We start from the raw sequence: 24,787 nt of genomic DNA, 5'->3' as shown, positions 1-24,787 counted from the left end.
ATGAGCGTCGTCGCGGTCGTCGTGTTCGTCGTCGCCTATGCGCTGATCGCCAGCGACCGCGTCAACAAGACGTTGGTGGCGCTGGCCGGCGCGGCGGTCATGCTGCTGCTGCCGGTGATCCATTCCGACGACGTGTTCTACTCCCGCGATACCGGAATCGACTGGGACGTCATCTTTTTGCTGCTGGGCATGATGATCATCGTCAGTGTGCTGCGGCAGACCGGCGTGTTCGAATACACCGCGATCGTGGCCGCCAAGCGAGCGCGCGGCTCGCCGCTGCGCATCATGATCCTGCTGGTGCTGGTGACCGCGTTCGCGTCGGCGCTGCTGGACAACGTCACCACGGTGTTGCTGGTCGCCCCTGTCACGCTGCTGGTGTGCGACCGGCTGGAGATCGGTCCGGCACCGTTTCTGATGGCCGAGGCTTTCGCGTCGAACATCGGCGGCACGGCCACGTTGATCGGCGATCCGCCCAGCATCATCATCGCCAGCCGGGCGGGCTTGTCCTTCAACGACTTTCTGATCCACCTGACGCCGATCGTGATCATCATCGTCGGCGCCTTCGTCGCGCTGCTACCGCGGCTGTTCCCGGGCGCTTTCGACGTCGACCCCGAGCGGGTCGCCGACGTCATGTCCCTGGAAGAGCGCGAAGCCATCCGCGATCCCAGGCTGCTCATCAAATGCGGGGCGGTCCTGGCCGCGGTGCTGGCCGGGTTTGTCGCGCATTCGGCGATACACCTGGAGCCGTCGCTGGTGGCGCTGCTGGGCGCCGGCGTCCTCATCGTGATTTCGGGGCTGGACCATTCGGACTACCTGTCCGGCGTGGAATGGGACACGTTGCTGTTCTTCGCCGGCCTGTTCGTCATGGTCGGCGCCCTGGTGAAGACCGGGGTCGTCAAGGACCTGGCCCGGCTGGCCACCGAGGCGACCGGTGGGCACGCCCTGTTGACGACGATGTTCATCCTCGTGCTGTCGCTGGTGCTCAGCGGCGTCATCAACAACGTTCCCTACGCCGCGACGATGGCACCCGTTGTCGGACAGCTGGTTTCGTCGATGACGGGCCATGTGCACCCGCAGGTGCTGTGGTGGGCCCTCACGCTCGGCACCGACCTCGGCGGCAACCTCACCGCGGTCGGCGCCAGCGCCAACGTGGTCATCCTCGGGATTGCGAAACGGGCGGACAGCCCCATCTCGTTTTGGGAATTCACCCGCAAGGGCGCGATCGTCACCGTGGTCTCCGCGGCGCTGTCCGCGCTGTACTTGTGGCTGCGGTATTTCGTGTTGAGCTAGCCGCGCGTCAGCAGCGCCACGCATTCGCTGTGATGGGTCAGGGGGAACGCATCGAACACGGTGATCTTCTCGACGCGGTAACCGTGGCCCAAGTACAGGCCGATATCGCGCGCGAAAGACGCTGCCTCACAGCCGATGTGCACCACCCGGGGCACCGCGGCGGCGGCCAGCAGGTCGATGACCTCGCGTCCGGCGCCCGACCGAGGCGGATCCAGCACCGCGACATCCGCTCTTGAATCGGTGCGTTGTGAAGCCAACACCCGCCGCACCGAATCGGTGACCACGTCGACCTGGGGCAGGTCGACGAGCGCGGCCCGCGCGGCCCGCGTCCCCGCGCGGGAGGTGTCGACCGTCAGCACCCGCCCGGACTCCCCCACCGCGTCGGCCAGCGCCGCGGCGAAGACGCCGGCGCCACCGTAGAGATCCCATACCGTCATGCCCGCGGCGGGCCGCGCCCAGTCGGCGACCAGACCGCTGTAAACCGCCGCGGCGTCCCGATGCGCCTGCCAGAACGCGGTGACCGGAACCCGCCAGCTCCGCATACCCACCCGCTGCACCGCCTCGTAGCCGCCCTGCACCACGTTGGTCGCGGTCCGCTTGCCCTGCCGCAACGTGCACACCACGTGGCGCTCGCCGTCGTCGTCGACGGCCACGTGCAGCTGGGCGCCGGGCGGCCAGTCGGGCTCACCCAGACCATCCAGCATCCCGGCGGGCAGCTGCGCGCAGCGCAGGTCGGTCACCAGCTCGTCGCTGTGGTAGCGGTGGAAGCCGGGTCGACAGTCGGCGCCCACCTCGAGCCGGACACGGGTGCGCCAACCCGTGGGGCCGCGCTCCGAGAGCGGCTGGGCCTCACCGCTCCAGCCGTATCCGCCGAGGCGCTGGAGTTGATTGGCCACGACGTGCGCCTTGAGCGCGCGGGCCGCCTCCGGGCGGGCGAACGCCAGGTCGCAGCAGCCGGCGCCGTCCACCCCGGCGATCGGGCACAGGGACTCGATCCGGTCGGCCGACGGCTCGATCACCTCGATAACCTCTGCGTGCCAATACGATCCGCGATCCGCGGTGACGCGCACCCGCACCCGCTCGCCGGGCAGCGTGTAGCGGACGAACACGACCCGGCCTTCGTGGTGCGCCACGCAGCTGCCGCCGTTGGCGGGGGCTCCGGTGTCCAGCGTGAGTTCGCGGGGCTGTGCTTCGGTGCTCAATCGAAGATTCCGCGACGAGCGTCGCCGGGTGCGGCGTGCGGTTGAAACGCCTTGAGCCGCTCGGACGAAGTCAGCTGCCAGGGAACGGAAGTAACCATGACGTTGGGCATGAACAGCAGCCGACCCTTGAGCCGTAGCGCGCTCTGGTTGTGCAGCACCTGCTCCCACCAGTGGCCCACCACATACTCGGGGATGAACACGGTGACCACCGTCCGCGGCGACTCCTTGCTGACCCGTTTGACGTAATCCAGTACGGGACGGGTGATTTCACGATAGGGAGAGGCGATGACCTTCAGCGGCACGCTGATTTCGCTGTCCTCCCACTTGTGCACCAGGTCGCGGGTTTCCGCGTCGTCGACGCTGACAGTGAGCGCCTCGAGCACATCCGGGCGGGTGGCGCGCGCGTAGGCCAGCGCGCGCAGGGTAGGCAGGTGCAACTTCGACACCAGGACCAGCGCGTGGTTACGGCTGGGCAACACCACGTCGTGTTGGGCGGCCGCCTGCTCCTCCAGCTCCCGGCCGACGGTGTGGTAGTGGCGGTGAATCAGTTTCATGATGATGAACAGCAGGCTCATCGCGAACAGGGCGATCCACGCCCCGGCGATGAACTTGGTGACGAGGACGACCAACAACACCGCGCCGGTGGACAGCAATCCGACCGTGTTGACAATCCGCGAACGCATCATCTTGCGCCGCACGCGCGGATCGGTCTCGGTGCGCAGCAGCCGCGTCCAGTGCCGGACCATGCCGATCTGGCTCAGCGTGAACGAAATGAACACGCCGACGATGTACAGCTGGATCAGCGCGGTGACCTCGCCGCGGAACGCGATGATCGCCAAGAGCGCCGCGCCGGACAGGAACAGGATTCCGTTGGAGAATGCCAATCTGTCTCCGCGGGTGTGCAATTGGCGCGGCAGGTAGCTGTGCTGCGCCAGGATCGAGCCGAGCACCGGGAAACCGTTGAACGCGGTATTGGCCGCCAGGACCAGGATCAGCGCGGTCACCGTGGCGATGAGCAGGAAGCCGATGTGAAAGCTGCCGAACACCGTCTCGGCCAGCTGCGTGACCAACGTCTTCTGGTAGTAGTTCGGCGGGGCGCCGGTCAGCTGCCTTGCGGGGTCCTCGACCAGTTTGACCCCGATCTGCTGGGCCAACACAATGATGCCCATCAGCAGGGTCACCGCGATCCCCCCGAGCATCAGCAGGGTCGTCGCCGCGTTGCGCGACTTGGGTTTCTGAAAGGCCGGCACGCCGTTGCTGATCGCCTCGACACCGGTCAGCGCCGCGCACCCCGACGAAAACGACCGCGCCACCAGGAACGCCAAAGCGAGGCCGACGATCTGGCCGTGCTCGGCGTGCATCTGGAAGCCGGCGGACTCGGCCCGCAGCGGGTTGCCCAGCACGAAGATCCGGAACAAACCCCAGCCGATCATGACGAGGACGCCGATGATGAACGCATACGTCGGAATGGCGAAAGCCAGCCCGGACTCGCGGACCCCGCGCAGGTTCAGCGCCATCACGAGCAGGATGGCGGCCACGCAGAAGAGCACCTTGTGTTGGGCCACGACCGGGATCGCCGACCCGATATTCGACATCGCCGACGCCGTCGAAACGGCGACGGTGAGAACGTAATCCACCATCAGGGCACTGGCCACCACGAGGCCGGCGGTGTCGCCGAGGTTGGTGGTGACCACCTCGTAGTCGCCACCGCCCGACGGGTAGGCATGCACGTTCTGGCGGTAGCTGGCCACCACGACCAACATGACCGCGGCCACCGCAAGGCCGATCCAGGGCGTCAACGCATAGGCGGTCACTCCGGCCACCGAGAGCATCAGGAAGACTTCCTCGGGCGCATACGCCACCGAGGACAGGGCGTCGGAGGCGAACACCGGCAAGGCGATCCGCTTGGGCAGTAGCGTGTGACTCAGCCGGTCGCTGCGAAACGGCCGGCCGATCAGCAACCGGCGCGCGGCTGTTGAAAGTTTGGACACGAGAGCCAAGGGTAAGCCCACCCCGGTTTGCCGGTAGCGTTCCCTAGGCGAGAAGCAACGCATACAGAACCCAGCCGAGAGGACCTCAAGTGCGGGTGGTTGTGATGGGCTGCGGCCGGGTGGGCTCTTCACTGGCCGACGGCCTGTCCCGGATCGGGCACGACGTCGCGGTCATCGACCGCGACAGCGCCGCCTTCAACCGGCTTAGCCCGGAGTTCGCGGGCGAGCGGGTACTGGGCCAGGGATTCGACCGCGACGTCCTGCTGCGGGCCGGCATCGAGAAGGCCGACGCCTTCGCCGCGGTGTCATCCGGGGACAACTCCAACATCATCTCGGCCCGGCTGGCCCGGGAGACGTTCGGCGTCAACCGCGTGGTCGCGCGTATCTACGACGCCAAGCGCGCCGAGGTCTACGAACGCCTCGGCATCCCGACGATCGCCACCGTGCCGTGGACCACCGATCGGCTGCTCAACGCGCTGACCCGGGAGAGCGAGACCGCCAAGTGGCGCGATCCGACCGGCACCGTCGTCGTCTCGGAGGTGGTGCTGCACGAGGATTGGGTGGGACATCGGGCCACCAATCTGGAGCAGGCCACCGGCGCACGCGTGGCGTTCCTGATCCGGTTCGGAACCGGGGTGTTGCCGGAGCCCAAGACCATCATCCAGGCGGGCGATCAGGTCTACATCGCCGCGATATCCGGGCGCGCCGCCGAGGCGGTGGCCATCGCCGCGTTGCCGCCCGGTGAGGACCTCGAGGCGGGAGCGGGCCGATGAAGGTAATGGTCGCCGGGGCAGGGGCCGTGGGCCGCTCGGTCACCCGCGAGCTGATCGGCAACGGGCACGACGTGACGCTGATCGAGCGCAACCCCGAACACGTCGACGTCGACGCCATCCCGGCCGCGCACTGGCGGCTGGGCGACGCCTGCGAGCTGAGCCTGCTGGAGTCGGCGCACCTGGAGGATTTCGACGTGGTGGTCGCCGCGACCGGCGACGACAAGGTCAACGTGGTGCTCAGCCTGCTGGCCAAGACCGAGTTCGCGGTGCCCCGGGTGGTGGCCCGGGTCAACGATCCCCGCAACGAATGGCTGTTCACCGACGCCTGGGGCGTGGACGTGGCGGTGTCCACCCCGCGGATGCTGGCATCGCTGATCGAGGAGGCCGTCGCCGTCGGCGATCTGGTGCGGTTGATGGAGTTCCGCAAGGGTCAGGCCAACCTGGTCGAGATCACCCTGCCCGACGACACACCGTGGGGCGGCAAGCCGGTGCGCCGGTTGCAGCTGCCCCGGGATGCCGCGCTGGTGACGATCCTGCGCGGGCCCCGGGTCATCGTGCCCGAGGCCGACGAACCGCTGGAGGGCGGCGACGAACTGCTCTTCGTCGCGGTCACCGAGGTGGAGGAAGACCTGCGCAAGCTGCTGCTGCCCGCCGCCCCGCCCGCCGACTAGTCGAGGCCGGTGTCCGCCTCGACCGAAGCGGCGGGGTCGCCCGCCTCACCCGCCGCGGATATCGCTCGCTGAGCGGCCTTGACCGCCGCGTAGGTGAGCAGCCCGGCAAGGATCGTCAGCGGCCAGCCCATCCCGATCCGCGCCACGCCCAACCAACCCGTCCGACCGGCGTCGTAGAGCTGCTGCTGAACCACGTACCGGGCGGCGAACACCAGCATCCAGCCGAGCGTGGCGATGTCGAACGCGTACACGGCCCGGGAAACGCCGCGCCACCCGTGGTCACGGCCGCTGGCCCAGGTCCACAGGTAACCGACCACCGGGCGGCGGATCAGGATGGACACCGCGAACACCACCGCCCAGAACAGCGATCCCCAAATGCCCAGCAGGAAATAGCCTTTCGACTCACCCATCAGGTACGCGACGAGCGCGCAGAAGGCGACTCCGAAGAATCCGGAGAACGCCGGATTCGGGGATTCGTGCCGGATCAGCCGCCACAGCAAGACCAGCGCGGCCACGCCCAGCGCGGACCCGATCGCGGGCAGCAGGCCGAACAACGAAGAAACCGTTACGAAAGTCACAACCGGCAGCGACGAGTAGACGACACCACTCACCCCGCCCGCCTGTGCCAGCAGCCGTTCCAGTGTGGTGCGATTGCCGGTCTCGCCGGGAACGCTCACCGCTGAATTTCGTAGTGCGGGTTGTAGATGGCCTTAGTGCCGTTCTCCAGCTTGCCCAGCCGGCCCCGCACCCGCAGCGTGCGGCCCGAGTCGATGCCGGGGATCCGGCGCTGCCCCAACCACACCAGCGTGACGGTGTCGGTGCCGTCGAACAATTCGGCGCGGACCCCGCCCGCGCAGGCCTTACCGTTGCATTCCACGCTGCGAAGCGTGCCCACCATCGTGACTTCCTGGCCGCGCTCGCAATCGATCACGCGCTGCGCGCCGGTGCTGGCCACCTCGTCGGACAACTCCTCGGAGTCGAGTTGTTCCGGGTCCTCCGTCAATCGACGGGTGAGCCGGCGTAGATATCCCTGGGCCCCCATGGCCACTCCTGACAATGCTGTAAAAGCTTCGGCGCTTCCTCTATGCCAACGGACACCGTAGACCTCTTGGTTCCCCCGCGCCAACCGAACCCAAACCGGATTTTGGGCGCCCGTCGGCGCCGGGCACTATCGAGGGGTGGCTGTCGATCTGCGCGGTGTCACCACGGTGTTGTTGCCGGGCACCGGATCCGACGACGACTACGTCTACCGGGCGTTTTCCGGGCCCCTGCGGGACGTCGGCGCGTTGCTGGTGACCCCGCCGCCGCGCCCGGACCGGTTGATCGACGGCTATCTGTCCGCGCTTGACGACGCCGCCCGCGACGGCCCCATCGCCGTCGGCGGCGTGTCGATCGGTGCCGCTGTGACGGCGGCGTGGGCGCTCGCACATCCCGAACGCACCATCGCCGTCCTGGCCGCGCTGCCGGCCTGGGCCGGCGCCCCGGGATCCGCCCCGGCGGCTCTCGCGGCGCGGCATTCGGCGGCACGGCTGCGAGCCGACGGGTTGGCGGCGACGACCACGCAGATGCGGGCCTCCAGCCCGCCGTGGCTGGCCGACGAGCTGGCCCGCTCGTGGCGGGCCCAGTGGCCGCAGCTGCCCGACGCGATGGAGGAAGCCGCGGCCTACGTCGCGCCGAGCTGCGCCGAGCTGGCCGGGCTGGCCGCGCCGCTGGGGGTCGCCGCGGCGGTCGACGATCCCATACACCCGCTGCAGGTCGGTGTCGACTGGGCCCGCGCCGCGCCACGCGCGGCGCTGCGGACGGTGACGCTCGATCAGATCGGCGAGGACCCCGCGGCACTGGGCGCGGCCTGCCTGGCCGCCCTGGGAGACCTCTAGCCGCCGGTGGTGGTGCGCAACTGCTGCATGGCCGAGCCCTCGGCGCTGCGGCGCGCGGCGGGCTCGCCGGGCGGCTGCTGGGCGTCGGCTTGTTGCTCGGCCTGCTGGGCCGCCGCCGCCCGCAGCTGCTCGACCATCGGCTCGGGCAGCTGCACCGGCAGCGGCGTCCGCACCGGCAGCGGTGTGTCGCCGCGGCGAACCACGGTGTCCGCCAACGCCGCCCGCGCCTCCTGCTCCAGCGCCTCGATGGTCTCGGGCGCCCCGTTGACGACGCAGCGGATCATCCATCGGTAGCCGTCGACGCCGATGAAGCGCACCACACCGGAGGCGACACCGACGACTTCCCGGCCCCACGGGCCGTCCTTGATGCTGACTTGGGCCGAGTCCTTGCGCAGCGAGTCGGCGAGCTCGCCGGCCACCTCGCGCCACAGCCCGCCCGTCTTGGGCGCCGCGTACGCGGCGATGGTGAAACGGCCGTTGGGCGTGACGACCCAGACCGCGCTCGGGACCCCGGTCTCGGTCAACTCGACTTGGAGCTGGCCGCCGTCCGGCATCGGGATGAGCACCGAGCCCAGGTCGAGTCGGGCCAGCTCGGCGACCGCGGGGTCGTCGAAGTCCTCGATGTCGAACGGGCCCTCGAGCTCGTCGTCGGTATCGTCCTGCGCCTCGATGTTCTCGGCTGCCGTCGGTTCGATGTCGTCCTTGTCGGAGCGTCTACCCAGTGCCATCACAAACTCGCATGTCCGCCGGAGGAACCGTGACCGCCGTCGCCACGGGATGTTCCGGCCAGCCCGGCCTCGTCGAACGACGAGACCTCCACCAAATCGACTAACTCGACCCGTTGCACCAGCAACTGGGCGATACGGTCGCCGCGATGCACCAGGATGGGCTCGGCCGGGTCGAGGTTGATCAACGCAACCTTGATCTCGCCGCGATAGCCCGCGTCGATGGTGCCCGGGCTGTTGACGATCGAAAGCCCTACGCGCGCAGCCAATCCCGAGCGCGGATGGACCAGCCCGACCATCCCGTGCGGAATCGCGACCGCGACCCCGGTTCGCACCAGGGCCCGGTGCCCGGGCTCCAGCCTGACGTCCTCGGCGCTGTAGAGATCGACGCCGGCATCGCCGTCGTGGGCGCGGCTGGGCAGCGGGAGCTCGGGATCGAGACGGACAACAGCCAGAGTGGTCGACACGGGGCCACAGATTACCCTTGACCGCGTGTCTGGTACGCGCGTCGCGCCACACAGCGTGCGATATCGCGAACGGCTGTGGGTTCCATGGTGGTGGTGGCCACTGGGTTTCGGCCTGGCCGGGCTCATCGCCTTCGAAGTCAACCTCGGTGTTCGCTCCCTACCCGCGTGGCTGCCTTTCGTCGCCCTGTTCGCGGTGGCGGCCGCCGCGCTGTTGTGGCTGGGCCGCGTCGAGATCAAAGTCACCGCCGGCGCCGACGGGGTCGAAATGTGGGCGGGCGACGCGCATCTGCCGGTCACCGTGATCGCCCGGTCCGCGGAAATAGCGCGCTCGGCGAAGTCGGCGGCACTGGGGCGCCAGCTCGACCCGGCGGCCTACGTGGTGCATCGGGCGTGGGTTGGCCCGCTGATCCTCCTGGTCCTCGATGACCCAGACGACCCGACGCCGTACTGGCTGGTGAGCTGCCGTCACCCGGAGCGGGTGCTGTCCGCATTGCGGAGCTGACCTGGCTCAGGCCGCGCAGTCGGTACAGATCATCACGCCGTTCTTTTCGCTGGCGAGCCGACTGCGGTGTTGCACCAAAAAGCAACTCGAGCAGGTGAACTCGTCGGCCTGCTTCGGAATAACGCGTACCGACAGCTCTTCACCGGAGAGGTCGGCGCCAGGCAGTTCGAACGACTCGGCGGATTCGGATTCGTCCACGTCGACGACGGCTGACGCCGCTTCGTTCCGTCGTGCTTTGAGCTCCTCCAGCGAATCCTCCGAGACGTCGTCCGTCTCGGTGCGCCGTGGAGCGTCATAGTCGGTAGGCATCGTCCTATCCCCTCTATGCCCGCGTTCCCGCGTTACCCAAGGAACGCTTTGTACCAGCGTCGAACGCATCCACCAAATGATTCGTGCCCGGATCACGGCCCATTAAGTTGTGATTTACGTCACACCCCCGGATTGACCCTTGTGTTCGCGTCTAAACAGTGCGTTTGGGGTGCCGCTAGAGTGCACCTGTGGTCGCACAAATCACCGAGGGTACCGCCTTTGACAAGCACGGTCGGCCCTTTCGGCGACGCAATCCCCGCCCCGCGATCGTGGTGCTGATTTTCCTGGTTGTGGCGACGGGCGTGGCGTGGACGATCGCGCTGACCCGGCCCGCCAAGGTGCACGAGGTCGCCGTGTGCAACCCGCCTCCGCAGAAGGAGGGATCCGCGACGCCGCAACTCGGTGAACAGATGTCGCGATCCGCCATGGCGGACGTCACACCGGCCAAGCTCACCGACACGAAGGTCCGCGTCCTCAACGCCAGCGGCCGGGGCGGTCAGGCCGCCGACGTGGCGGGCGCGCTGAAGGATCTGGGCTTCGCCGCGCCGACCGCCGCCAACGACCCGATTTACGCGGGCACCCGACTGAACTGCCCGGGCCAGATCCGGTTCGGGACGGCCGGGCAGGCCGCCGCGGCGGCGGTGTGGCTGGTGGCGCCGTGCACGGAACTGTTCAACGACAACCGAGCCGACGAAACAGTCGACCTCGCCGTCGGCACCGACTTCTCCGGGCTCGCGCACAACGACGACATCGACACCGTGCTCGCCGGCCTGCGCCCGGGCGCCGCCGACGCGTCGGATCCCGCGCTGCTGCAAAAGATTCACGCCAGCAGCTGCTGAATCCCCCGGCGCGCTCAGTCCGGGATCGGTTCCAGGCCGTTGAACCGCTCGAGCGCCGCCAGCAGCTCGTCGGCGATGGCGGGGGCGGCCGCGACCACCAATCCGGTGCCGCCGACCGATCCGTTCGGCGCCGGCAGCAGCACCCGGGCCCCCGCTTCGGCGGCGATCAGGGCCCCCGCGGCGGAGTCCCAGACCTGCAGCCCGTGCTCGTAGAACGCGTCCAGCCGGCCGGCCGCGACCATGCACAAATCCAATGCGGCGGAACCGATCCGGCGCACGTCGCGGACCACCGGCAACATCCGCGCCAACAGCGTCGCCTGGGTGGCGCGGCGCCGCCTCGAATACCCGAAACCGGTGCCCAGCAACGCCATCGACAAGTCGTCGACAGCGCTGCACCGCAACCCACGCGTCCCGCGCCCGTCGGTGACGTGGGCGCCGAGGCCGTTAGCCGCCGAGTACACCCGGCCGGCGACCACGTCCGCGACGGCTCCCGCCACCGACACACCGTCGACCTGAACCGCGACCGAGACCGCGTAGGCCGGGATGCCGTAAACGAAATTCACCGTTCCGTCGATGGGGTCCAGCACCCAGGTGACCGTGTCGGCGGTGGCCGCCGAGCCGGTCGGCCCGCCACCCTCCTCGCCGAGAATCGGTTCCCCAGGCCGTAATTGGGCCAACCGGTCGCGCAACAGCCGTTCGGTTTCGGTGTCGACCACCGTTACCGGATCGGTCGGGGTGCTTTTCGAGCGCACCGCGCCGCTGTCGGGGGCGCCGGCCGCGGCACCGAACACCTCGGCGCGGCGAGCGCGCACGAACTCGGCGGCCTCGGCGGCCAGGGTCTCGGCGACGGAACGCAGCGGCGCGGGGTCGCCGTCATATCGCGTCACCCACCTATCGCATCACAGTCGCCGCCGCCGCGGCGGGGCTAAGGTGAGCTCACAGCGCAAGTCTCGCCGAGGAGATTCGATGACCAGCACCGACTCGACCACGGACACGCCCGCCACCGACGCGGCGGGCGGCACACCGCAACGTCGTGGATTCGGCATCGACGTCGGCGGCAGCGGAATCAAGGGCGGAATCGTTGACATGGACACCGGACAGCTGATCGGCGACCGGTTCAAGCTGTTGACCCCCCAACCGGCCACACCGCCGGCCGTCGCCAAGACCATCGCGGCGGTCGTCAACGAATTCGGCTGGACCGGCCCGCTCGGGGTGACCTACCCCGGCGTCGTCACCCATGGCATCGTCCACACGGCGGCCAACGTGGACAAGTCGTGGATCGGGACAAACGCCCGCGACGTCATCTCCGCCGAGCTCGACGGCCAGGAGGTCACGGTTCTCAACGACGCCGACGCCGCGGGCCTCGCCGAAGAGCGGTATGGGGCGGGCAAAGGACACTCGGGCCTGGTGGTGCTGCTGACGTTCGGAACCGGGATCGGGTCCGCGGTCATCCATAACGGGACGCTGATCCCCAACACCGAATTCGGCCACCTCGAGGTCGGCGGCAAGGAAGCCGAGCAACGGGCGGCGTCGTCGGTCAAGGAGCGCAACGACTGGAGCTACGAGAAGTGGGCCAAGCAGGTGAGCCGGGTGCTGGTCGCCATCGAGAACGCGATGTGGCCAGACCTGTTCATCGCGGGCGGCGGCATCAGCCGCAAGGCGGACAAATGGCTGCCCCTGCTGACAAACCGCACCCCGGTGGTGGCCGCGGCCCTACTCAACAGCGCCGGCATCGTCGGCGCGGCGATGGCGTCTACGTCCGACGTGACGCACTGAATTTCGCCCGGTGGGCCGGTACAACCGCGCACTGTCGTTACAATGGTCACCGGCGACCGCCCGACCGATAGCGTGCCAGTACTCACGCCGAGATCAACGCCGACATTCGACATAGCAGACACTTTCGGTCCACCATGCCCAGACCCACCGGAAGTGAGCCCAACCGAAGGGGTGTACGTGGCAGCGACCAAGACCAGCACGGCGACTGAATCGCCGGCGAAACGCACCGCCACCAAGTCCCCCGCCAAGCGCTCGGCGGCAAAGGCCGCCAATGGCTCCGCGCCGGCAAAGCGCGCCACTCAGGCGACGGCTAAGACGGCATCGCGGAGCACCAAGTCCGCCACGGCCACCGAGCCCGCCGCGGCGACCGGCGCCGCGAAGAAGACGCGCGCGGCCGCCAAGAGCGCGCCGGCCAAGGCGCCGTCGGGCCGCGGGACGAAGGCGTCGTCCAAAAAAGCCGCCGCGGAGGAACCGGAAGCCGATCTGGAAGCCGTCGACTCCGACGCCGCCGAAGACTTCGACGGCGAACCCGACATAGAGCCCGGCGAGGACATCGAGATCGACGCCGCCGACCTCAACCTCGACGACCTGGAGGAAGACGTCGCGCCCGACGCCGAGCTGGAGCCGGCCGCGGAAGGCGACGCCGCACCCGCCGCGGCCGCCGGCGAGCCTGCCGCCGAAGAGGACGAGGAGATCGCCGAGCCCAGCGAAAAGGACAAGGCCTCCGGTGATTTCGTCTGGGACGAAGACGAGTCCGAGGCATTGCGACAGGCCCGCAAGGACGCCGAACTCACCGCGTCGGCGGACTCGGTTCGCGCGTACCTGAAGCAGATCGGCAAGGTGGCGCTGCTCAATGCGGAGGAAGAGGTAGAGCTGGCCAAGCGGATCGAGGCCGGCCTGTACGCCACCCAGCTGATGACCGAGCTGGCCGAGCGCGGCGACAAGCTTCCCGCCGCCCAGCGCCGCGACATGATGTGGATCTGCCGCGACGGCGACCGCGCGAAGAACCATCTGCTGGAAGCCAATCTGCGGCTGGTGGTTTCACTGGCCAAGCGCTACACGGGCCGCGGCATGGCGTTCCTCGACCTGATTCAGGAAGGGAACCTGGGCCTGATCCGCGCGGTCGAGAAGTTCGACTACACCAAGGGCTACAAGTTCTCCACCTATGCGACGTGGTGGATCCGCCAGGCCATCACCCGAGCCATGGCCGATCAGGCCCGCACCATCCGCATCCCGGTGCACATGGTCGAGGTGATCAACAAACTGGGCCGCATCCAGCGCGAGCTGCTGCAGGACCTGGGCCGCGAGCCCACGCCCGAGGAGCTCGCGAAGGAAATGGACATCACGCCCGAAAAGGTGCTGGAAATCCAGCAATACGCGCGCGAGCCGATTTCGCTGGACCAGACCATCGGCGACGAGGGCGACAGCCAGCTGGGTGACTTCATCGAAGACAGCGAGGCTGTGGTGGCCGTCGACGCGGTGTCGTTCACGCTGCTGCAAGACCAGCTGCAGTCGGTACTGGAAACCCTCTCGGAACGCGAGGCCGGCGTCGTGCGGCTGCGTTTCGGCCTCACCGATGGCCAGCCCCGGACGCTGGACGAGATCGGGCAGGTATACGGCGTGACCCGGGAACGCATCCGCCAGATCGAGTCCAAGACGATGTCAAAGTTGCGCCACCCCAGCCGTTCTCAGGTGTTGCGCGACTACCTGGACTGACACCGCGAACTGGGCACGCCCGCCGACCACATCATCCCGTACTCGCGCGGCGGCTCTTTTTGTCGATCGGGCTCCCGTTACGTTCGCTTCGAACGGGGTACACCTCCCAGGTGGTCGGCGGAGTTGGTAACGGAGGGATGTGCCCGTGCGCCGAACGCGTGGGGCGGTAGCGGCTCCGACGGCGTTCATGTTGCTTGTGGCCGCGACGGCGGTCTCCGGCTGCGGGATCGTCGACACCCCCGACGCAGACCTCGCCAACAATCCCGTAGTCGCCGCGACGAAGTCGAGCGTGGTTACAGTCCGTGCCGTCGCGCCTTCGTGTCAGAAGGAACAGGAAGGCAGCGGGTTTGTGGTCTCCGACCACACCGTGATGTCAAATGCACATGTGGTCGCCGGCTCCGACAGCGTGACCGTGCAAGACACCGACGGCACGTCCTACGACGCCACCGTGGTGTCCTACAACCCGCGCGTCGACATTTCGATTTTGACTGTGCCCGGCCTTCCGGCGCCGCCGCTGGCCTTCGCTAACGCCCCGGCCGCCACTGGCACCGACGCGCTGGTGATGGGCTTCCCCGATGACTCGTCATTTGAGGCCACGCCGGCGCGTATCCGGGAGGTCATCGAACTCACCGGGCCCGACATTTATCGCACGACGACGATAACCCGCCAGGTGTACACGATCAGGGGCACTGTGCGCCAAGGCGATTCCGGTGGACCGATGGTCGACCTCAACGGACACGTGCTCGGGGTGGTGTTCGGCGCGGCAGTCGACGACGCCGGAACCGGGTACGCGCTGACCGCTAACGAGGTGTCGGGCGAACTGCAGAACATCGGCAACACCACCGCGGCGGCGACCGGTTCTTGCGTCAACTGATTGAGCAGCCTCGTTCAGAAGTTGTTGCAGGTAGCGAAGGTCCGCTGCAGAACCGGGATGTACGGCCCGGCATGTGGACCGTTCACGATGTCGTGGGCGATTTGCCTCCGCCGATCGGGTGGCGAGGCGAGGAAGTCACGCAGTCCGGACTGCATCTGCGGTGACGAGTTGAAAAAGGCGGCGATCGTCGGGTCTTGCGCGTTCAATGCGGCCACGAGCTGGTCATAGGTGCAGGTGGTGTTGACGGCCGGACCCAGATCGGGATCCGCGGACGCGACGCCGACGCCGGCGGTCAACGCTAGTGTCAGACCACCAACCGCTACGGCAAGTCTGGTCAACGACAGTGTGGGCATGCGTGGACTCCTTCCCTGACCCAGGCTACGTCACTTTTCGTGCAGGACAGCGAAAGTCGCGCTGAAAGCATCCACGCCGTGCCGGCGCTAGCGCCCGGCCCCGTCGGCCAGGCCGCCGCCGGACATGTACTGGGGGCAGTAAGCGGCGGCCGCGAGTGCGGTGAACTTCGCGGCGCTCGTCCCCTGGAACGACGGGTTGCGGTTGCGCAGTTCGGTGATGATCTCCGCGGCGGACTTTCCCTCGTCGACGAGCTGGCAGACCGATTTCCCAGCGGCCACGGCACTATTCGGGTCCTGGTAGGTCAGACCGGCCTGTTGGAGTTCCGCGAGGAAGGCTTTGTCGGTGCCGACGTCCCCGCCCTCACCGTCGCCGTCGTCGGCGTGGGCCGGGGCGGCGAGGCCGATCAGGACTACCGCGCTTGCCACTGCGGAGCGAAGTTTCATGACCCCTCGAGTGTCCCAGACTCGCGTCGGGCGCGCATCCGGCTAGGCGAGCCGCTGCAGCGCCCCGCTCGGGTCGTAATAGAGCTCCTGGCGGGCGATCAGGCCGCCGCGGTAACGGTAGACGACCACGTACGTCGAGCGCAGGCGTTGGCCACCTGAATCCCAGTCGAACCGCACGCGCACGAACGCGACGTCCCCGCCGGGCGCGATCGCCCGCTCGGTCGCCTCGTAGCGGATGGCCGAGCAGCCACGGATGGTGAGCGCGATGAACTCGAGCGTGCGCTCGATGCCTTCGATCTCGGCGGGCCAGTCGAAAAGACGCACCGTGGGACTCACATACACCACGTCGGGTTGATAGAGGTCCCGCGCGATCGCCGGATCGCTCTCGGCGAATGCCCGCGCGAAGCACGCCTCCTGCGCGAGCAGCGCATCCTCGGAGATGCCGCGTGTGGTCATCACCGCTCCCTCCGCCGGGCAACCCGTGCCGCCGAGCTTAATCGCCTGCCGTCCAACGTGTTTCGTGGGCTCATCGGTGGACTAGGGTGACCGTATGTCAGCCGACCGAAAAGTCGTCTCTTCCGGCTCCGAATTCGAGGGGGTGGTCGGCTACTCGCGCGCCGTGCGCGTCGGCCCACACGTGGCGGTGGCCGGGACAACCGCGCCCGGGCCGGCGGGCGACATCGCCGGCCAGACCCGAGAGGCGTTGCGCCGCATCGAGATTGCGCTCCAACAGGCCGGCGCCGAGCTCACCGACGTGATTCGGACGCGCATCTATGTCACCGACATCGCCCGCTGGCGCGAGGTTGCGGCGGTGCACGCGGAGGTCTTCGGTGAGGTGCGCCCCGCGGCGACGATGGTCGAGGTCGCCGCGCTCATCGCCCCCGAGCTGCTGGTGGAGATCGAAGCCGACGCCTACGTGGACTCCCCGGCCGACTCCGTGCCCTGACCCCCGCCGACCGCCGGGAACGTGCCGTCGGGCCCCGGCGCGTAGGCCGTGACGCTCGTCACAGCCGCCACCGGGAGTGGGCCGTACAGGTGCGGAAACAACATCGACCGGGGATCCGTCGGCACGCCCGGTTCCCACCGCACGGGTGCATCCAACAGGGCCGGATCGATGTGCAGCAGCACCAGGTCGTCGCGGCCGCGGTAGAGCCGGTTGGCCGGCAAATGCACCTGGTCGGGCGTCGAGAGATGGATGAACCGCTCCCCGGCATCCGAGCCGGGCGCCGCCGGGCGGATCTCGCCACGCACGCGGGCATCCGCCCATGCTTGTGCGCCGCACAAATGCACCAACACGCCGGGAGCGAATGTCACGTTCGGTCACCTTAGAGCGAATGCCTAAACGCAGGCGGGAAAGCCCGTGAGAAACGACACACCCGATAACGATCGGGGAACAACGCGAAAACCCCGAACGTCTGAGACAGTGAATGTACGAAGGAACGGGAGAAGCCATGAATGCAACTTTGACCAGTCCCGAGCTGACTAGAGCAGACCGCTGCGACCGCTGCGGTGCCGCCGCTCGGGTACGCGCCAAGCTGCCTTCCGGAGCTGAGCTTCTCTTCTGCCAGCACCACGCCAACGAGCACGAGGCCAAGCTCACCGAGCTGTCGGCCGTGCTGGAGGTCAGCGGCAACTAGGTCTGCCCAACTCACCCACCCGCCCAACTCACCCACCCGCAATGTGGAGGGCGGGCGCGGTGATCGGTAATGCTGGACTCCTATGAGCGATCAGATCGCAAGGCCGTCCCGCCACCACATCTGGCGAATCAGTCTTCGGACACTATCCAAGAGCTGGGACGACTCGATCTTTTCGGAGTCGGCACAGGCCGGCTTTTGGTCCGCGCTCTCGCTGCCGCCGCTGCTGTTGGGGATGCTGGGCAGCTTGGCCTACGTAGCGCCGCTGTTCGGGCGGGACACCTTGCCCTCGATCGAAAAAAGCATCATCTCCACGACGCACAGCTTTTTCTCGTCGAGTGTGGTCAACGAAATCATCGTGCCCACGATCCGCGACATCACCGCCAATGCGCGAGGCGAGGTGGTGTCGCTGGGTTTCGTGATCTCGCTGTGGGCGGGGTCGTCGGCGATTTCGTCCTACGTCGACGCCGTCGTGGAGGCCCACGACCAGACCCCACTGCGGCACCCGGTGCGGCAGCGGTTCTTCGCGCTGTTTCTCTACGTCGTGATGCTGGTGTTCGCGGTAGTTGCCGCGCCGGTCATGGTGATAGGGCCGCGCAAGGTGAGCGAGCACATCCCGTTCTCCTTGGCCAACGTGCTGCGCTACGGCTACTACCCCGCGCTGATTCTCGGCCTGGTGGTCGGGGTCGTGCTCCTGTATCGGGTATCGCTTCCGGTTCCGCTGCCAACGCACCGGCTGGTGTTCGGGGCCGTGCTGGCGACGGCGTTCTTCGTGACCGCCACCCTGGGCCTGCGGTTCTACCTGACGTGGATCACCAGCACCGGCTACACATACGGCGCGCTGTCCACCCCGATCGCGTTCCTGCTGTTCGCGTTCTTCGGCGGCTTCGCCATCATGCTGGGCGCCGAACTCAACGCCGCGATTCAGGAGGAGTTTCCGGCGCCGGCGACGCATGCCCACCGGCTGCGCAACTGGTTGCTGGCGCGGACGCGGTCCGTCAAGAATTCCACCGATTCTTCACCGCAGCACGGCTCCGCCGCGGCCGAACCGCCGGCCTGATCAGCCCTTCTTGAGCTTGTCGTAGACCTGCTTGCAGTCCGGGCAGACCGGTGAGCCCGGCTTGGCCGCCCGCGTGACGGGAAACACCTCACCGCACAAGGCCACCACGTGGTTGCCCATGACCGCGCTCTCGGCGATCTTGTCCTTCTTGACGTAATGGAAGTATTTGGGGGTATCGCTGCCGGTCCCGTCGTCGACGCGTTCGTCGGTCTCGGTGCGTTCGATCGTCTGGGTCTGCATACCCCTCATTGTGCACTGCCGGCCGAAAAACCGGCCACGCCGGAATCGATCGCGTGTGGGACAGTGGAGGAATGAAGCGCGGCTCCGATCCGGGGTTCGACGACGACAGGTTCGATGACTTCGACGGCCACAAGGGCCGGCCGGTGCTCATTACCGCCGCCGAACCCTCGTACGAAGAGCAGCACCGCGCGCGAGTACGTAAATACCTGACGCTGATGGCGTTCCGGGTCCCTGCGCTCATCTTCGCCGCGCTGGCCTACGGCGCCTGGCACAACGGCCTGATCTCGCTGCTGATCGTCGCGGCGTCGGTGCCGTTGCCGTGGATGGCCGTGCTGATCGCCAACGACCGCCCGCCGCGACGCGCCAACGAGCCCCGGCGGTTCGCCAACGAGCGGCGGCGCACCCCGTTGTTCCCGACGGCCGAGCGGCCCGCGCTCGAGGCCCGCCGACACCCGTTGGACCACCAGGGGCCGGGCGGCGACACAGGTTCGGCTTAGGTTCCGGACCATCGGAACGGACTTCTCAGGACATTCTCAGGTCTGGGCCACATTCCTGCACGTCAAAGCGTGTGAGATTCGGATCGGCGGGAACTCCAATGGCGGGTCTGTCGTTTAACGACGTGACAGTACAAGCCAATCGGGAGGTCGCTATGGCGAACGCCACCACTACCAGGATTGACGGCGATCTAGATGCCCAAAGCCCCGCAGCGGATCTAGTGCGCGTTTATCTGAACGGTATTGGTAAGACCGCCTTGCTCAACGCCGCCGGCGAGGTTGAACTAGCCAAGCGCATCGAGGCTGGGCTTTATGCCGAGCATCTGCTGCAAACGCGTAAGCGCCTCGGCGAGAACCGCAAACGCGACCTGGCGGCCGGCGCGCGCGCCGGCGAGGCTGCGCGCCGTCACCTGCTGGAAGCGAATCTGCGTCTGGTGGTTTCGCTCGCCAAGCGTTACACGGGCAGGGGCATGCCGCTGCTGGATCTCATTCAGGAAGGGAACCTGGGCTTGATCCGCGCAATGGAGAAGTTCGACTACACAAAGGGATTCAAGTTCTCGACGTACGCCACGTGGTGGATCCGCCAGGCCATCACCCGCGGCATGGCCGACCAGAGCCGCACCATTCGGCTGCCGGTTCACCTGGTCGAGCAGGTCAACAAGCTGGCGCGGATCAAGCGGGAGATGCACCAGAACCTGGGGCGCGAAGCCACCGACGAAGAGTTGGCCGCGGAATCCGGCATTCCGGTCGAAAAGATCAACGACCTGCTCGAGCACAGCCGCGATCCGGTGAGCCTGGACATGCCCGTGGGCTCCGAAGAAGAAGCCCCGCTGGGTGATTTCATCGAGGACGCCGAGGCGATGTCCGCCGAGAACGCGGTGATCGCCGAGCTGTTGCACACCGACATCCGCAGCGTGCTGGCGACGCTCGACGAGCGCGAGCACCAGGTGATCCGGTTGCGTTTCGGCCTCGACGACGGCCAACCGCGGACCCTGGACCAGATCGGCAAACTGTTCGGTTTGTCCCGCGAGCGGGTGCGTCAGATCGAGCGGGACGTGATGGCGAAACTGCGCAACGGCGAGCGCGCCGATCGGCTACGGTCGTACGCGAGCTAGCACCGCTAACCCAGAACCAGGTAGCAGACAGTATGCCCGCCGCATCAGCGGCGGGCATACTGCTTGCCTAGGACGTGTTAAACCCATTCGCGCAGCTGGCCAAGTAGACTCAGCGTCAACGGAGGGTGCTGAATGAACGAGCTGGTCGATACCACCGAGATGTATCTGCGCACAATCTACGATCTCGAGGAAGAGGGCGTGACGCCGCTGCGCGCCCGGATCGCCGAACGGCTCGATCAGAGTGGGCCGACCGTCAGCCAGACCGTCTCCCGCATGGAGCGCGACGGATTGCTTCACGTGGCCGGCGACCGCCACCTGGAGCTCACCGACAAGGGCCGGGCGTTGGCCATCTCCGTGATGCGCAAGCACCGCCTCGCCGAGCGGCTGCTCGTCGACGTCATCGGTTTGCCGTGGGAAGAGGTGCACGCCGAGGCGTGCCGGTGGGAACACGTCATGAGCGAGGACGTCGAACGGCGACTGGTCAAGGTGCTCAACCACCCGACCACCTCCCCGTTCGGCAACCCGATTCCCGGTCTCTTGGACCTGGGCGTGGGCCCGGATTCCCGGGCCGAGGACGCCGACCTGGTCCGGTTGACCGAGTTGCCCGCCGGGTCGCCGGTGGCGGTGGTCGTCCGCCAGCTCACCGAGCATGTCCAGGGCGACATCGACCTGATCACGCGGCTCAAGGATGCCGGTGTGGTGCCCAACGCCCGGGTGACCGTCGAGACCAGCCCCGCCGGCGGCGGGGTGACCATCCTGATACCGGGCCACGAAAACGTCACCCTGCCCCACGAGATGGCCCACGCCGTCAAGGTCGAAAAGGTCTGAGCCACAGCCCGATCCACGCAGCGGCTAGCCCGCGCGCCGGCGGAATGCGCGCCGCGGCGGCAGCCGCACGCCGAGCCGCTTGGCCAGGCGATATCCGGTGACCGCCAGCTCGCGGATCTGCTCCGGCCGCAGACCGGACTGCAGCGCGGTGTCCAGCATGCCCGCCATCCGATGCTCCGGCGCGCACCGCAGCGCGGCATCCAGCGACACGCCGGCGAGCGGCCCGTCGCCGCGTGCGTAGGCACTGAACGCGAGCAACACCAGCGCCTCGACGCGCCACGGCAGCGGCAGGTCGCGCGCCAGAGCGGCCCACAGCGATTCGGCGTCGCCGGCCTTCTGGCCGACCGCAAGGGCATACAGGATGTCGCGGACCTGCGGGTCGCTCAGAGCGCAGCCCAAGTCCGCCACCTCGGCGTCGGACAGCGTTTGGGCGCCGGCGACCCGGGCGGCGGCGGCCATCACGCTGCGCAGGTCGCGGCGGCAGCGGCCCGCGGGGTCCGCGCCTGGCGTGGCCTCGCGCGCGGCCGCACGCTCGGTCACCGCGACCACCAACTCGGGACGCTGCGCCCGCTCGTCGGGCGCGACGACCGCCTGCAGGTCGGCGCGGCGGCGATAGAGCCGCCGGCCGTCGAGCACCGCCGCGGCCGCCAACGGCGACGCCGATGGGTCGTCGACCGCACCGCCCGCACCGCAGCCGTCCACACAGTGCCAGCGCCCGCCCGCGGCCACCCGATCCACCACGTGCACCGCCCACAGCTCGATGTCGTGTCGTGCCAGCGCCTCGGTGAGCGCGGTGCTCAGCTGCCGGTGTTCCTCGTTGCACCCCGGGCAGTCCGCGCCCTCGGCGTCGACGATCACGGCGATGGCGGCCTCGGGCCCGGCCGCGGCGGCGACCTCGGCGAGATGGCCCACCCGGTCGACGAGTTCCGGGCCGAGGTCGACCCGCAGCACCGAACCCAGTTCGCCGTCGCCCACCGACACCAGGACCAGTGAATTCTCCGGAACGAAGCCGAGAACGGCTGGTAGCGCGGCGATCAGCGCGCCGGGATGGTTGAGGTCGAAGTCTGCTCGATGCGTCGTCATGGGCCCCACGCTGACGGCCGTCACCGTCAGGCCGTGCTCGCGCCCGATGATCGGGCCGGCCGTCTGTGGAGAAAGTCGCGACTGTGGGCCTTATCGTCTATCCCATGGGTTCGATGCAGGAGTACGACATCGTCGTCATCGGTTCGGGACCGGGCGGTCAGAAGGCCGCCATCGCCTCGGCCAAACTCGGGAAATCCGTGGCGATCATCGAACGCGGGCGCATGCTCGGCGGTGTCTGCGTCAACACGGGGACGATCCCGTCAAAGACGTTGCGCGAAGCCGTCCTTTACCTCACCGGGATGAATCAGCGCGAGCTGTACGGCGCGAGCTACCGCGTGAAGGACCGGATCACGCCGGCCGACCTGCTGGCGCGGACCCAGCACGTGATCGGCAAGGAAGTCGACGTGGTGCGCAACCAGTTGATGCGCAACCGAATCGACTTGCTGCTCGGCCACGGCCGGTTCATCGACCCGCACACCATCGTCGTCGAAGATCCCGGCCGCCGGGAAATGACCACCGTGAGTGGGGAATTCATCGTCATCGCCACCGGAACCCGGCCCGCACGACCGTCCGGCGTCGAGTTCGACGAGGAACGGGTGCTCGACTCCGACGGGATCCTCGACCTCAAATCCCTGCCCGCCTCGATGGTCGTCGTCGGCGCCGGCGTGATCGGCATCGAGTACGCCTCGATGTTCGCCGCGCTGGGCACCAAGGTCACCGTCGTGGAAAAGCGCGACGACATGCTGGATTTCTGCGACCCCGAGGTGGTCGAGGCGCTGAAGTTCCACCTGCGCGACCTCGCGGTGACGTTCCGCTTCGGCGAGGAAGTGACCGCCGTCGACGTCGGCTCTGCCGGCACCGTCACGACGCTGGCCAGCGGCAAGCAGATTCCCGCCGAGACGGTGATGTACTCGGGGGGACGCCAGGGCCAGACCGACCACCTCGATCTGCACAACGCCGGCCTGGAGGTGGAGGGACGCGGGCGGATCTGGGTCGACGACAAGTTCAAGACCAAGGTCGAACACATCTACGCCGTGGGCGATGTCATCGGTTTCCCCGCGCTGGCCGCGACCTCGATGGAGCAGGGACGACTGGCCGCCTACCACGCGTTCGGCGAAGCCTGCGACGGCATCACCGACCTGCAGCCGATCGGGATTTATTCGATTCCCGAGATCTCCTACGTCGGGGCGACCGAGGTGGAACTGACCAAGGACGCGGTGCCCTACGAGGTCGGCGTCGCCCGCTACAAGGAGCTGGCCCGCGGCCAGATCGCCGGGGACTCCTACGGCATGCTCAAGCTGCTGGTGTCGACCGAGGACCGAAAACTGTTGGGGGTCCACATCTTCGGCACGAGTGCCACCGAGATGGTGCACATCGGGCAGGCCGTGATGGGATGCGGCGGCACCGTCGACTACCTGGTCGACGCGGTGTTCAACTACCCGACATTCTCGGAGGCCTACAAGGTGGCCGCGCTCGACGTGACGAACAAGATGCGCGCGCTATCCCAGTTCCGCCGCTAGTTCAGCAGCTGTCGTCGAGGTCGTTCGGCACGGGATCGCCGGGCCCGCCGGCTTCGGCGCGGGCCAGCAGCTGCGCGGTTTGGGCGTCGAACGGGGCCGAGTACGACACGTTCGCGGCGCACCCACCGCGCTCGAAGCCACCGATCAGCCCGGTGAGGGTGGTGCCGCTGACCCACGGCGCGCCGCTGGTGCCGTCGACCAGGCCTTCGCATACCACCGAGGGGAACCCGGCGTCGTTGACCGACGTGCTGGTCTGACAGCCGATCGGCGAGCCGCCGACCCCGGCCGGATAGCCCATCACCGTGACGTGGCTGCCGGGCGGCGGCGCGGTGCCCAGCGTCAGCGCCAAACCGACATGTGATTCGACCGTGGTGCCCGCGTCGTTGCTGACGCGCGCGATCGCGTAATCGGCGTGCGGATCCTTGCCGGCCGTCCAGCGTGGGTCCAGGTAGACGGCGTCGGCCTTCCACACCGCGGCGGGCTGGGCATCGCCGACGAGGCCGGGCGCGAAAGTGATCTTGGCGGCGCCGGCCAAACAGTGCGCCGCCGTGATCATCAGGTTCCCGCCCGTCGAGTGCACGACGGAACCCGTGCAGACGTGCAGCGGCCCGTTGTCGATGAAGATCGCGCCCACGCGCCGGTCCGGATCCACCGGGCCGGCGACCGCCTTCTGCTGGGGCTGGCTCATCCGCTGCACCAACGGGCCGGTGGCCACGGGGACGGTGATGGTGGGGCGCGCATGCTCGGCGGGCCGGTCGCACGACGTCAGCAACGCCGCCACCCCGATCACCGCACATAGCAACACCCTCGGCACGCGCATTTGAGTGCAATCATGCCTGACCACGCGCTCGCAAGCACAATCAACGCGGACACGGTGTGTTGATAGTTTTGCCTGCTCGACGCGGCCGCACGGCGCCGCGCAGATTAAGGTCCGGCACCCGTGCGTTGCAGTATTCGGTGCCCATCGATTTGGGGGACAATGGTTTAGGGCACCCTGGAGAAAC

The 24,787-nt window shown here is 68.0% G+C and carries 30 protein-coding genes and 1 pseudogene; 16 read left to right on the top strand and 15 right to left on the bottom strand.

The window, feature by feature from the left end; genetic code table 11:
* Positions 1 to 1,290: an SLC13 family permease gene (locus A5745_RS09260; protein ID WP_076115821.1), complete on the top strand. Its 1,290-nt coding sequence runs from the start codon at positions 1 to 3 to the stop codon at positions 1,288 to 1,290.
* Here the strand turns inward: A5745_RS09260 and A5745_RS09255 are convergent.
* Both A5745_RS09255 and A5745_RS09250 read right to left on the bottom strand, forming a co-directional pair.
* Positions 1,287 to 2,492 (bottom strand): class I SAM-dependent RNA methyltransferase, encoded by a 1,206-nt coding sequence (locus tag A5745_RS09255; RefSeq protein WP_076115820.1) that lies wholly within the window; start codon positions 2,490 to 2,492, stop codon positions 1,287 to 1,289. The genes A5745_RS09260 and A5745_RS09255 overlap by 4 nt on opposite strands.
* Positions 2,489 to 4,483 carry an APC family permease gene (locus tag A5745_RS09250; protein ID WP_076115819.1) on the bottom strand — a complete coding sequence of 665 codons (1,995 nt, stop codon included), beginning with the start codon at positions 4,481 to 4,483 and terminating at the stop codon, positions 2,489 to 2,491. Before A5745_RS09250 ends, A5745_RS09255 begins: the two co-directional genes overlap by 4 nt.
* 89 nt (positions 4,484 to 4,572) lie before the next feature.
* Between A5745_RS09250 and A5745_RS09245 the strand changes: the two genes are divergently transcribed.
* Both A5745_RS09245 and A5745_RS09240 read left to right on the top strand, forming a co-directional pair.
* Positions 4,573 to 5,256: a TrkA family potassium uptake protein gene (locus A5745_RS09245; protein WP_139329517.1), complete on the top strand. Its 684-nt coding sequence runs from the start codon at positions 4,573 to 4,575 to the stop codon at positions 5,254 to 5,256.
* Positions 5,253 to 5,927, top strand: a complete 675-nt coding sequence (locus A5745_RS09240) for a TrkA family potassium uptake protein (RefSeq protein WP_076063767.1) — start codon at positions 5,253 to 5,255, stop codon at positions 5,925 to 5,927. The genes A5745_RS09245 and A5745_RS09240 overlap by 4 nt, the downstream gene beginning before the upstream one ends.
* Here A5745_RS09240 and A5745_RS09235 read toward each other — a convergent pair.
* A complete protein-coding gene (locus A5745_RS09235; protein WP_076115818.1) occupies positions 5,924 to 6,604 on the bottom strand; it encodes a DUF3159 domain-containing protein in 681 nt (226 codons plus the stop codon). The genes A5745_RS09240 and A5745_RS09235 overlap by 4 nt on opposite strands.
* A complete protein-coding gene (locus A5745_RS09230; RefSeq protein WP_076063766.1) occupies positions 6,601 to 6,969 on the bottom strand; it encodes an OB-fold nucleic acid binding domain-containing protein in 369 nt (122 codons plus the stop codon). The genes A5745_RS09235 and A5745_RS09230 overlap by 4 nt, the downstream gene beginning before the upstream one ends.
* Before the next feature lie 136 nt (positions 6,970 to 7,105).
* Between A5745_RS09230 and A5745_RS09225 the strand changes: the two genes are divergently transcribed.
* Positions 7,106 to 7,804, top strand: a complete 699-nt coding sequence (locus A5745_RS09225) for a hypothetical protein (RefSeq protein WP_076115817.1) — start codon at positions 7,106 to 7,108, stop codon at positions 7,802 to 7,804.
* Here A5745_RS09225 and A5745_RS09220 read toward each other — a convergent pair.
* Together A5745_RS09220 and dut are read right to left on the bottom strand one after the other, a co-directional pair.
* A complete protein-coding gene (locus A5745_RS09220; RefSeq protein WP_371336887.1) occupies positions 7,801 to 8,535 on the bottom strand; it encodes a DUF3710 domain-containing protein in 735 nt (244 codons plus the stop codon). The genes A5745_RS09225 and A5745_RS09220 overlap by 4 nt on opposite strands.
* Complete coding sequence (gene dut, locus A5745_RS09215; RefSeq protein WP_076115815.1) at positions 8,532 to 8,996, bottom strand: dUTP diphosphatase; 465 nt, start codon at positions 8,994 to 8,996, stop codon at positions 8,532 to 8,534. The genes A5745_RS09220 and dut overlap by 4 nt, the downstream gene beginning before the upstream one ends.
* Positions 8,997 to 9,021: 25 nt before the next feature.
* Here dut and A5745_RS09210 point away from each other — a divergent pair, with 25 nt between their 5' ends.
* Complete coding sequence (locus tag A5745_RS09210) at positions 9,022 to 9,498, top strand: DUF3093 domain-containing protein (protein ID WP_076115814.1); 477 nt, start codon at positions 9,022 to 9,024, stop codon at positions 9,496 to 9,498.
* Between the two features lie 6 nt (positions 9,499 to 9,504).
* On the opposite strand, the gene A5745_RS09205 is transcribed toward A5745_RS09210, so the two are convergent.
* The gene (locus tag A5745_RS09205; protein WP_003919098.1) at positions 9,505 to 9,807 is read right to left on the bottom strand and encodes a DUF4193 domain-containing protein; all 303 of its coding nucleotides are present in this window, start codon (positions 9,805 to 9,807) and stop codon (positions 9,505 to 9,507) included.
* Between the two features lie 188 nt (positions 9,808 to 9,995).
* Here A5745_RS09205 and cei point away from each other — a divergent pair, with 188 nt between their 5' ends.
* The gene (gene cei, locus A5745_RS09200) at positions 9,996 to 10,646 is read left to right on the top strand and encodes an envelope integrity protein Cei (protein ID WP_076063758.1); all 651 of its coding nucleotides are present in this window, start codon (positions 9,996 to 9,998) and stop codon (positions 10,644 to 10,646) included.
* Between the two features lie 14 nt (positions 10,647 to 10,660).
* Here the strand turns inward: cei and A5745_RS09195 are convergent, their stop codons facing one another.
* Positions 10,661 to 11,533 carry an inositol monophosphatase family protein gene (locus tag A5745_RS09195; protein ID WP_076115813.1) on the bottom strand — a complete coding sequence of 291 codons (873 nt, stop codon included), beginning with the start codon at positions 11,531 to 11,533 and terminating at the stop codon, positions 10,661 to 10,663.
* Positions 11,534 to 11,612: 79 nt separating this feature from the next.
* On the opposite strand from A5745_RS09195, the gene ppgK reads away from it, so the two are divergent.
* From ppgK to marP, 3 genes and pseudogenes are all read left to right on the top strand, one after another.
* Positions 11,613 to 12,422, top strand: coding sequence for a polyphosphate--glucose phosphotransferase (gene ppgK / locus A5745_RS09190; RefSeq protein WP_076063755.1), 810 nt, complete (start codon positions 11,613 to 11,615; stop codon positions 12,420 to 12,422).
* 177 nt (positions 12,423 to 12,599) lie between these two features.
* Positions 12,600 to 14,138 carry an RNA polymerase sigma factor gene (locus A5745_RS09185; protein WP_076115881.1) on the top strand — a complete coding sequence of 513 codons (1,539 nt, stop codon included), beginning with the start codon at positions 12,600 to 12,602 and terminating at the stop codon, positions 14,136 to 14,138.
* A gap of 229 nt (positions 14,139 to 14,367) precedes the next feature.
* Positions 14,368 to 15,012: pseudogene (gene marP / locus A5745_RS09180) on the top strand (acid resistance serine protease MarP); the annotation flags it as partial.
* 14 nt (positions 15,013 to 15,026) lie between these two features.
* On the opposite strand, the gene A5745_RS09175 reads toward marP, so the two are convergent.
* The 3 genes from A5745_RS09175 to A5745_RS09165 form a co-directional block, all read right to left on the bottom strand.
* Complete coding sequence (locus A5745_RS09175) at positions 15,027 to 15,365, bottom strand: hemophore-related protein (RefSeq protein WP_076063751.1); 339 nt, start codon at positions 15,363 to 15,365, stop codon at positions 15,027 to 15,029.
* 87 nt (positions 15,366 to 15,452) lie between these two features.
* A complete protein-coding gene (locus tag A5745_RS09170; protein ID WP_076115811.1) occupies positions 15,453 to 15,809 on the bottom strand; it encodes a DUF732 domain-containing protein in 357 nt (118 codons plus the stop codon).
* Positions 15,810 to 15,851: 42 nt separating this feature from the next.
* Complete coding sequence (locus A5745_RS09165; protein WP_076063747.1) at positions 15,852 to 16,265, bottom strand: nuclear transport factor 2 family protein; 414 nt, start codon at positions 16,263 to 16,265, stop codon at positions 15,852 to 15,854.
* A gap of 94 nt (positions 16,266 to 16,359) precedes the next feature.
* On the opposite strand from A5745_RS09165, the gene A5745_RS09160 reads away from it, so the two are divergent.
* Positions 16,360 to 16,755 carry a RidA family protein gene (locus tag A5745_RS09160; RefSeq protein WP_076063745.1) on the top strand — a complete coding sequence of 132 codons (396 nt, stop codon included), beginning with the start codon at positions 16,360 to 16,362 and terminating at the stop codon, positions 16,753 to 16,755.
* Here the strand turns inward: A5745_RS09160 and A5745_RS09155 are convergent.
* Positions 16,722 to 17,123, bottom strand: a complete 402-nt coding sequence (locus tag A5745_RS09155) for a DUF952 domain-containing protein (protein WP_076063744.1) — start codon at positions 17,121 to 17,123, stop codon at positions 16,722 to 16,724. The genes A5745_RS09160 and A5745_RS09155 overlap by 34 nt on opposite strands.
* A gap of 137 nt (positions 17,124 to 17,260) precedes the next feature.
* On the opposite strand from A5745_RS09155, the gene A5745_RS09150 reads away from it, so the two are divergent.
* Both A5745_RS09150 and A5745_RS09145 read left to right on the top strand, forming a co-directional pair.
* The gene (locus A5745_RS09150; RefSeq protein WP_076063742.1) at positions 17,261 to 17,446 is read left to right on the top strand and encodes a hypothetical protein; all 186 of its coding nucleotides are present in this window, start codon (positions 17,261 to 17,263) and stop codon (positions 17,444 to 17,446) included.
* An 82-nt stretch (positions 17,447 to 17,528) separates the two neighbouring features.
* The gene (locus A5745_RS09145; RefSeq protein WP_076115810.1) at positions 17,529 to 18,503 is read left to right on the top strand and encodes a YihY/virulence factor BrkB family protein; all 975 of its coding nucleotides are present in this window, start codon (positions 17,529 to 17,531) and stop codon (positions 18,501 to 18,503) included.
* Here the strand turns inward: A5745_RS09145 and A5745_RS09140 are convergent, their stop codons facing one another.
* A complete protein-coding gene (locus A5745_RS09140) occupies positions 18,504 to 18,743 on the bottom strand; it encodes a DUF3039 domain-containing protein (protein WP_076115809.1) in 240 nt (79 codons plus the stop codon).
* Positions 18,744 to 18,796: 53 nt separating this feature from the next.
* On the opposite strand from A5745_RS09140, the gene A5745_RS09135 reads away from it, so the two are divergent.
* The 3 genes from A5745_RS09135 (at position 18,797) to A5745_RS09125 (ending at position 21,180) form a co-directional block, all read left to right on the top strand.
* The gene (locus A5745_RS09135; RefSeq protein ID WP_139329515.1) at positions 18,797 to 19,240 is read left to right on the top strand and encodes a DUF3099 domain-containing protein; all 444 of its coding nucleotides are present in this window, start codon (positions 18,797 to 18,799) and stop codon (positions 19,238 to 19,240) included.
* A 98-nt stretch (positions 19,241 to 19,338) separates the two neighbouring features.
* Entirely contained in the window at positions 19,339 to 20,352 is a 1,014-nt protein-coding gene (sigB, locus tag A5745_RS09130; protein WP_371336884.1) for a sigma-70 family RNA polymerase sigma factor SigB, read from the top strand.
* A 132-nt stretch (positions 20,353 to 20,484) separates the two neighbouring features.
* Positions 20,485 to 21,180 carry a metal-dependent transcriptional regulator gene (locus A5745_RS09125; RefSeq protein WP_076063733.1) on the top strand — a complete coding sequence of 232 codons (696 nt, stop codon included), beginning with the start codon at positions 20,485 to 20,487 and terminating at the stop codon, positions 21,178 to 21,180.
* Positions 21,181 to 21,204: 24 nt separating this feature from the next.
* Here A5745_RS09125 and A5745_RS09120 read toward each other — a convergent pair whose 3' ends face one another.
* A complete protein-coding gene (locus A5745_RS09120) occupies positions 21,205 to 22,263 on the bottom strand; it encodes a DUF4192 domain-containing protein (protein ID WP_076115807.1) in 1,059 nt (352 codons plus the stop codon).
* 113 nt (positions 22,264 to 22,376) lie between these two features.
* Here A5745_RS09120 and sthA point away from each other — a divergent pair, with 113 nt between their 5' ends.
* On the top strand, positions 22,377 to 23,783 hold the full coding sequence (sthA, locus tag A5745_RS09115) for a Si-specific NAD(P)(+) transhydrogenase (protein ID WP_139329522.1): 1,407 nt from the start codon (positions 22,377 to 22,379) through the stop codon (positions 23,781 to 23,783).
* 1 nt (position 23,784) lies between these two features.
* Here sthA and A5745_RS09110 read toward each other — a convergent pair whose 3' ends face one another.
* Positions 23,785 to 24,603 (bottom strand): serine protease, encoded by an 819-nt coding sequence (locus A5745_RS09110; protein WP_076063730.1) that lies wholly within the window; start codon positions 24,601 to 24,603, stop codon positions 23,785 to 23,787.
* Positions 24,604 to 24,787: the final 184 nt, after the last annotated feature.

Source organism: Mycobacterium sp. IS-2888, assembly GCF_001954215.1.
In the GTDB taxonomy this organism is placed as follows: domain Bacteria; phylum Actinomycetota; class Actinomycetes; order Mycobacteriales; family Mycobacteriaceae; genus Mycobacterium.
The sequence above is the reverse complement of the archived record's forward strand: the minus strand, read 5'-3'. Positions and strand labels throughout refer to the sequence as shown.

Bases quoted from the DNA above. Each gene is read 5' to 3' on its own strand.
- A5745_RS09145 (WP_076115810.1), top strand. From the start codon at position 17,529: ATGAGCGATCAGATCGCAAGGCCGTCCCGCCACCACATCTGGCGAATC.
- ppgK (WP_076063755.1), top strand. From the start codon at position 11,613: ATGACCAGCACCGACTCGACCACGGACACGCCCGCCACCGACGCGGCG.
- A5745_RS09170 (WP_076115811.1), bottom strand. From the start codon at position 15,809: ATGAAACTTCGCTCCGCAGTGGCAAGCGCGGTAGTCCTGATCGGCCTC.
- sthA (WP_139329522.1), top strand. From the start codon at position 22,377: ATGCAGGAGTACGACATCGTCGTCATCGGTTCGGGACCGGGCGGTCAG.
- A5745_RS09175 (WP_076063751.1), bottom strand. From the start codon at position 15,365: ATGCCCACACTGTCGTTGACCAGACTTGCCGTAGCGGTTGGTGGTCTG.
- A5745_RS09110 (WP_076063730.1), bottom strand. From the start codon at position 24,603: ATGCGCGTGCCGAGGGTGTTGCTATGTGCGGTGATCGGGGTGGCGGCG.
- sigB (WP_371336884.1), top strand. From the start codon at position 19,339: ATGGCGGGTCTGTCGTTTAACGACGTGACAGTACAAGCCAATCGGGAG.
- A5745_RS09125 (WP_076063733.1), top strand. From the start codon at position 20,485: ATGAACGAGCTGGTCGATACCACCGAGATGTATCTGCGCACAATCTAC.
- A5745_RS09260 (WP_076115821.1), top strand. From the start codon at position 1: ATGAGCGTCGTCGCGGTCGTCGTGTTCGTCGTCGCCTATGCGCTGATC.
- A5745_RS09230 (WP_076063766.1), bottom strand. From the start codon at position 6,969: ATGGGGGCCCAGGGATATCTACGCCGGCTCACCCGTCGATTGACGGAG.
- A5745_RS09165 (WP_076063747.1), bottom strand. From the start codon at position 16,265: ATGACCACACGCGGCATCTCCGAGGATGCGCTGCTCGCGCAGGAGGCG.
- A5745_RS09205 (WP_003919098.1), bottom strand. From the start codon at position 9,807: ATGCCTACCGACTATGACGCTCCACGGCGCACCGAGACGGACGACGTC.
- A5745_RS09160 (WP_076063745.1), top strand. From the start codon at position 16,360: ATGTCAGCCGACCGAAAAGTCGTCTCTTCCGGCTCCGAATTCGAGGGG.
- A5745_RS09150 (WP_076063742.1), top strand. From the start codon at position 17,261: ATGAATGCAACTTTGACCAGTCCCGAGCTGACTAGAGCAGACCGCTGC.
- A5745_RS09140 (WP_076115809.1), bottom strand. From the start codon at position 18,743: ATGCAGACCCAGACGATCGAACGCACCGAGACCGACGAACGCGTCGAC.
- A5745_RS09240 (WP_076063767.1), top strand. From the start codon at position 5,253: ATGAAGGTAATGGTCGCCGGGGCAGGGGCCGTGGGCCGCTCGGTCACC.
- A5745_RS09120 (WP_076115807.1), bottom strand. From the start codon at position 22,263: ATGACGACGCATCGAGCAGACTTCGACCTCAACCATCCCGGCGCGCTG.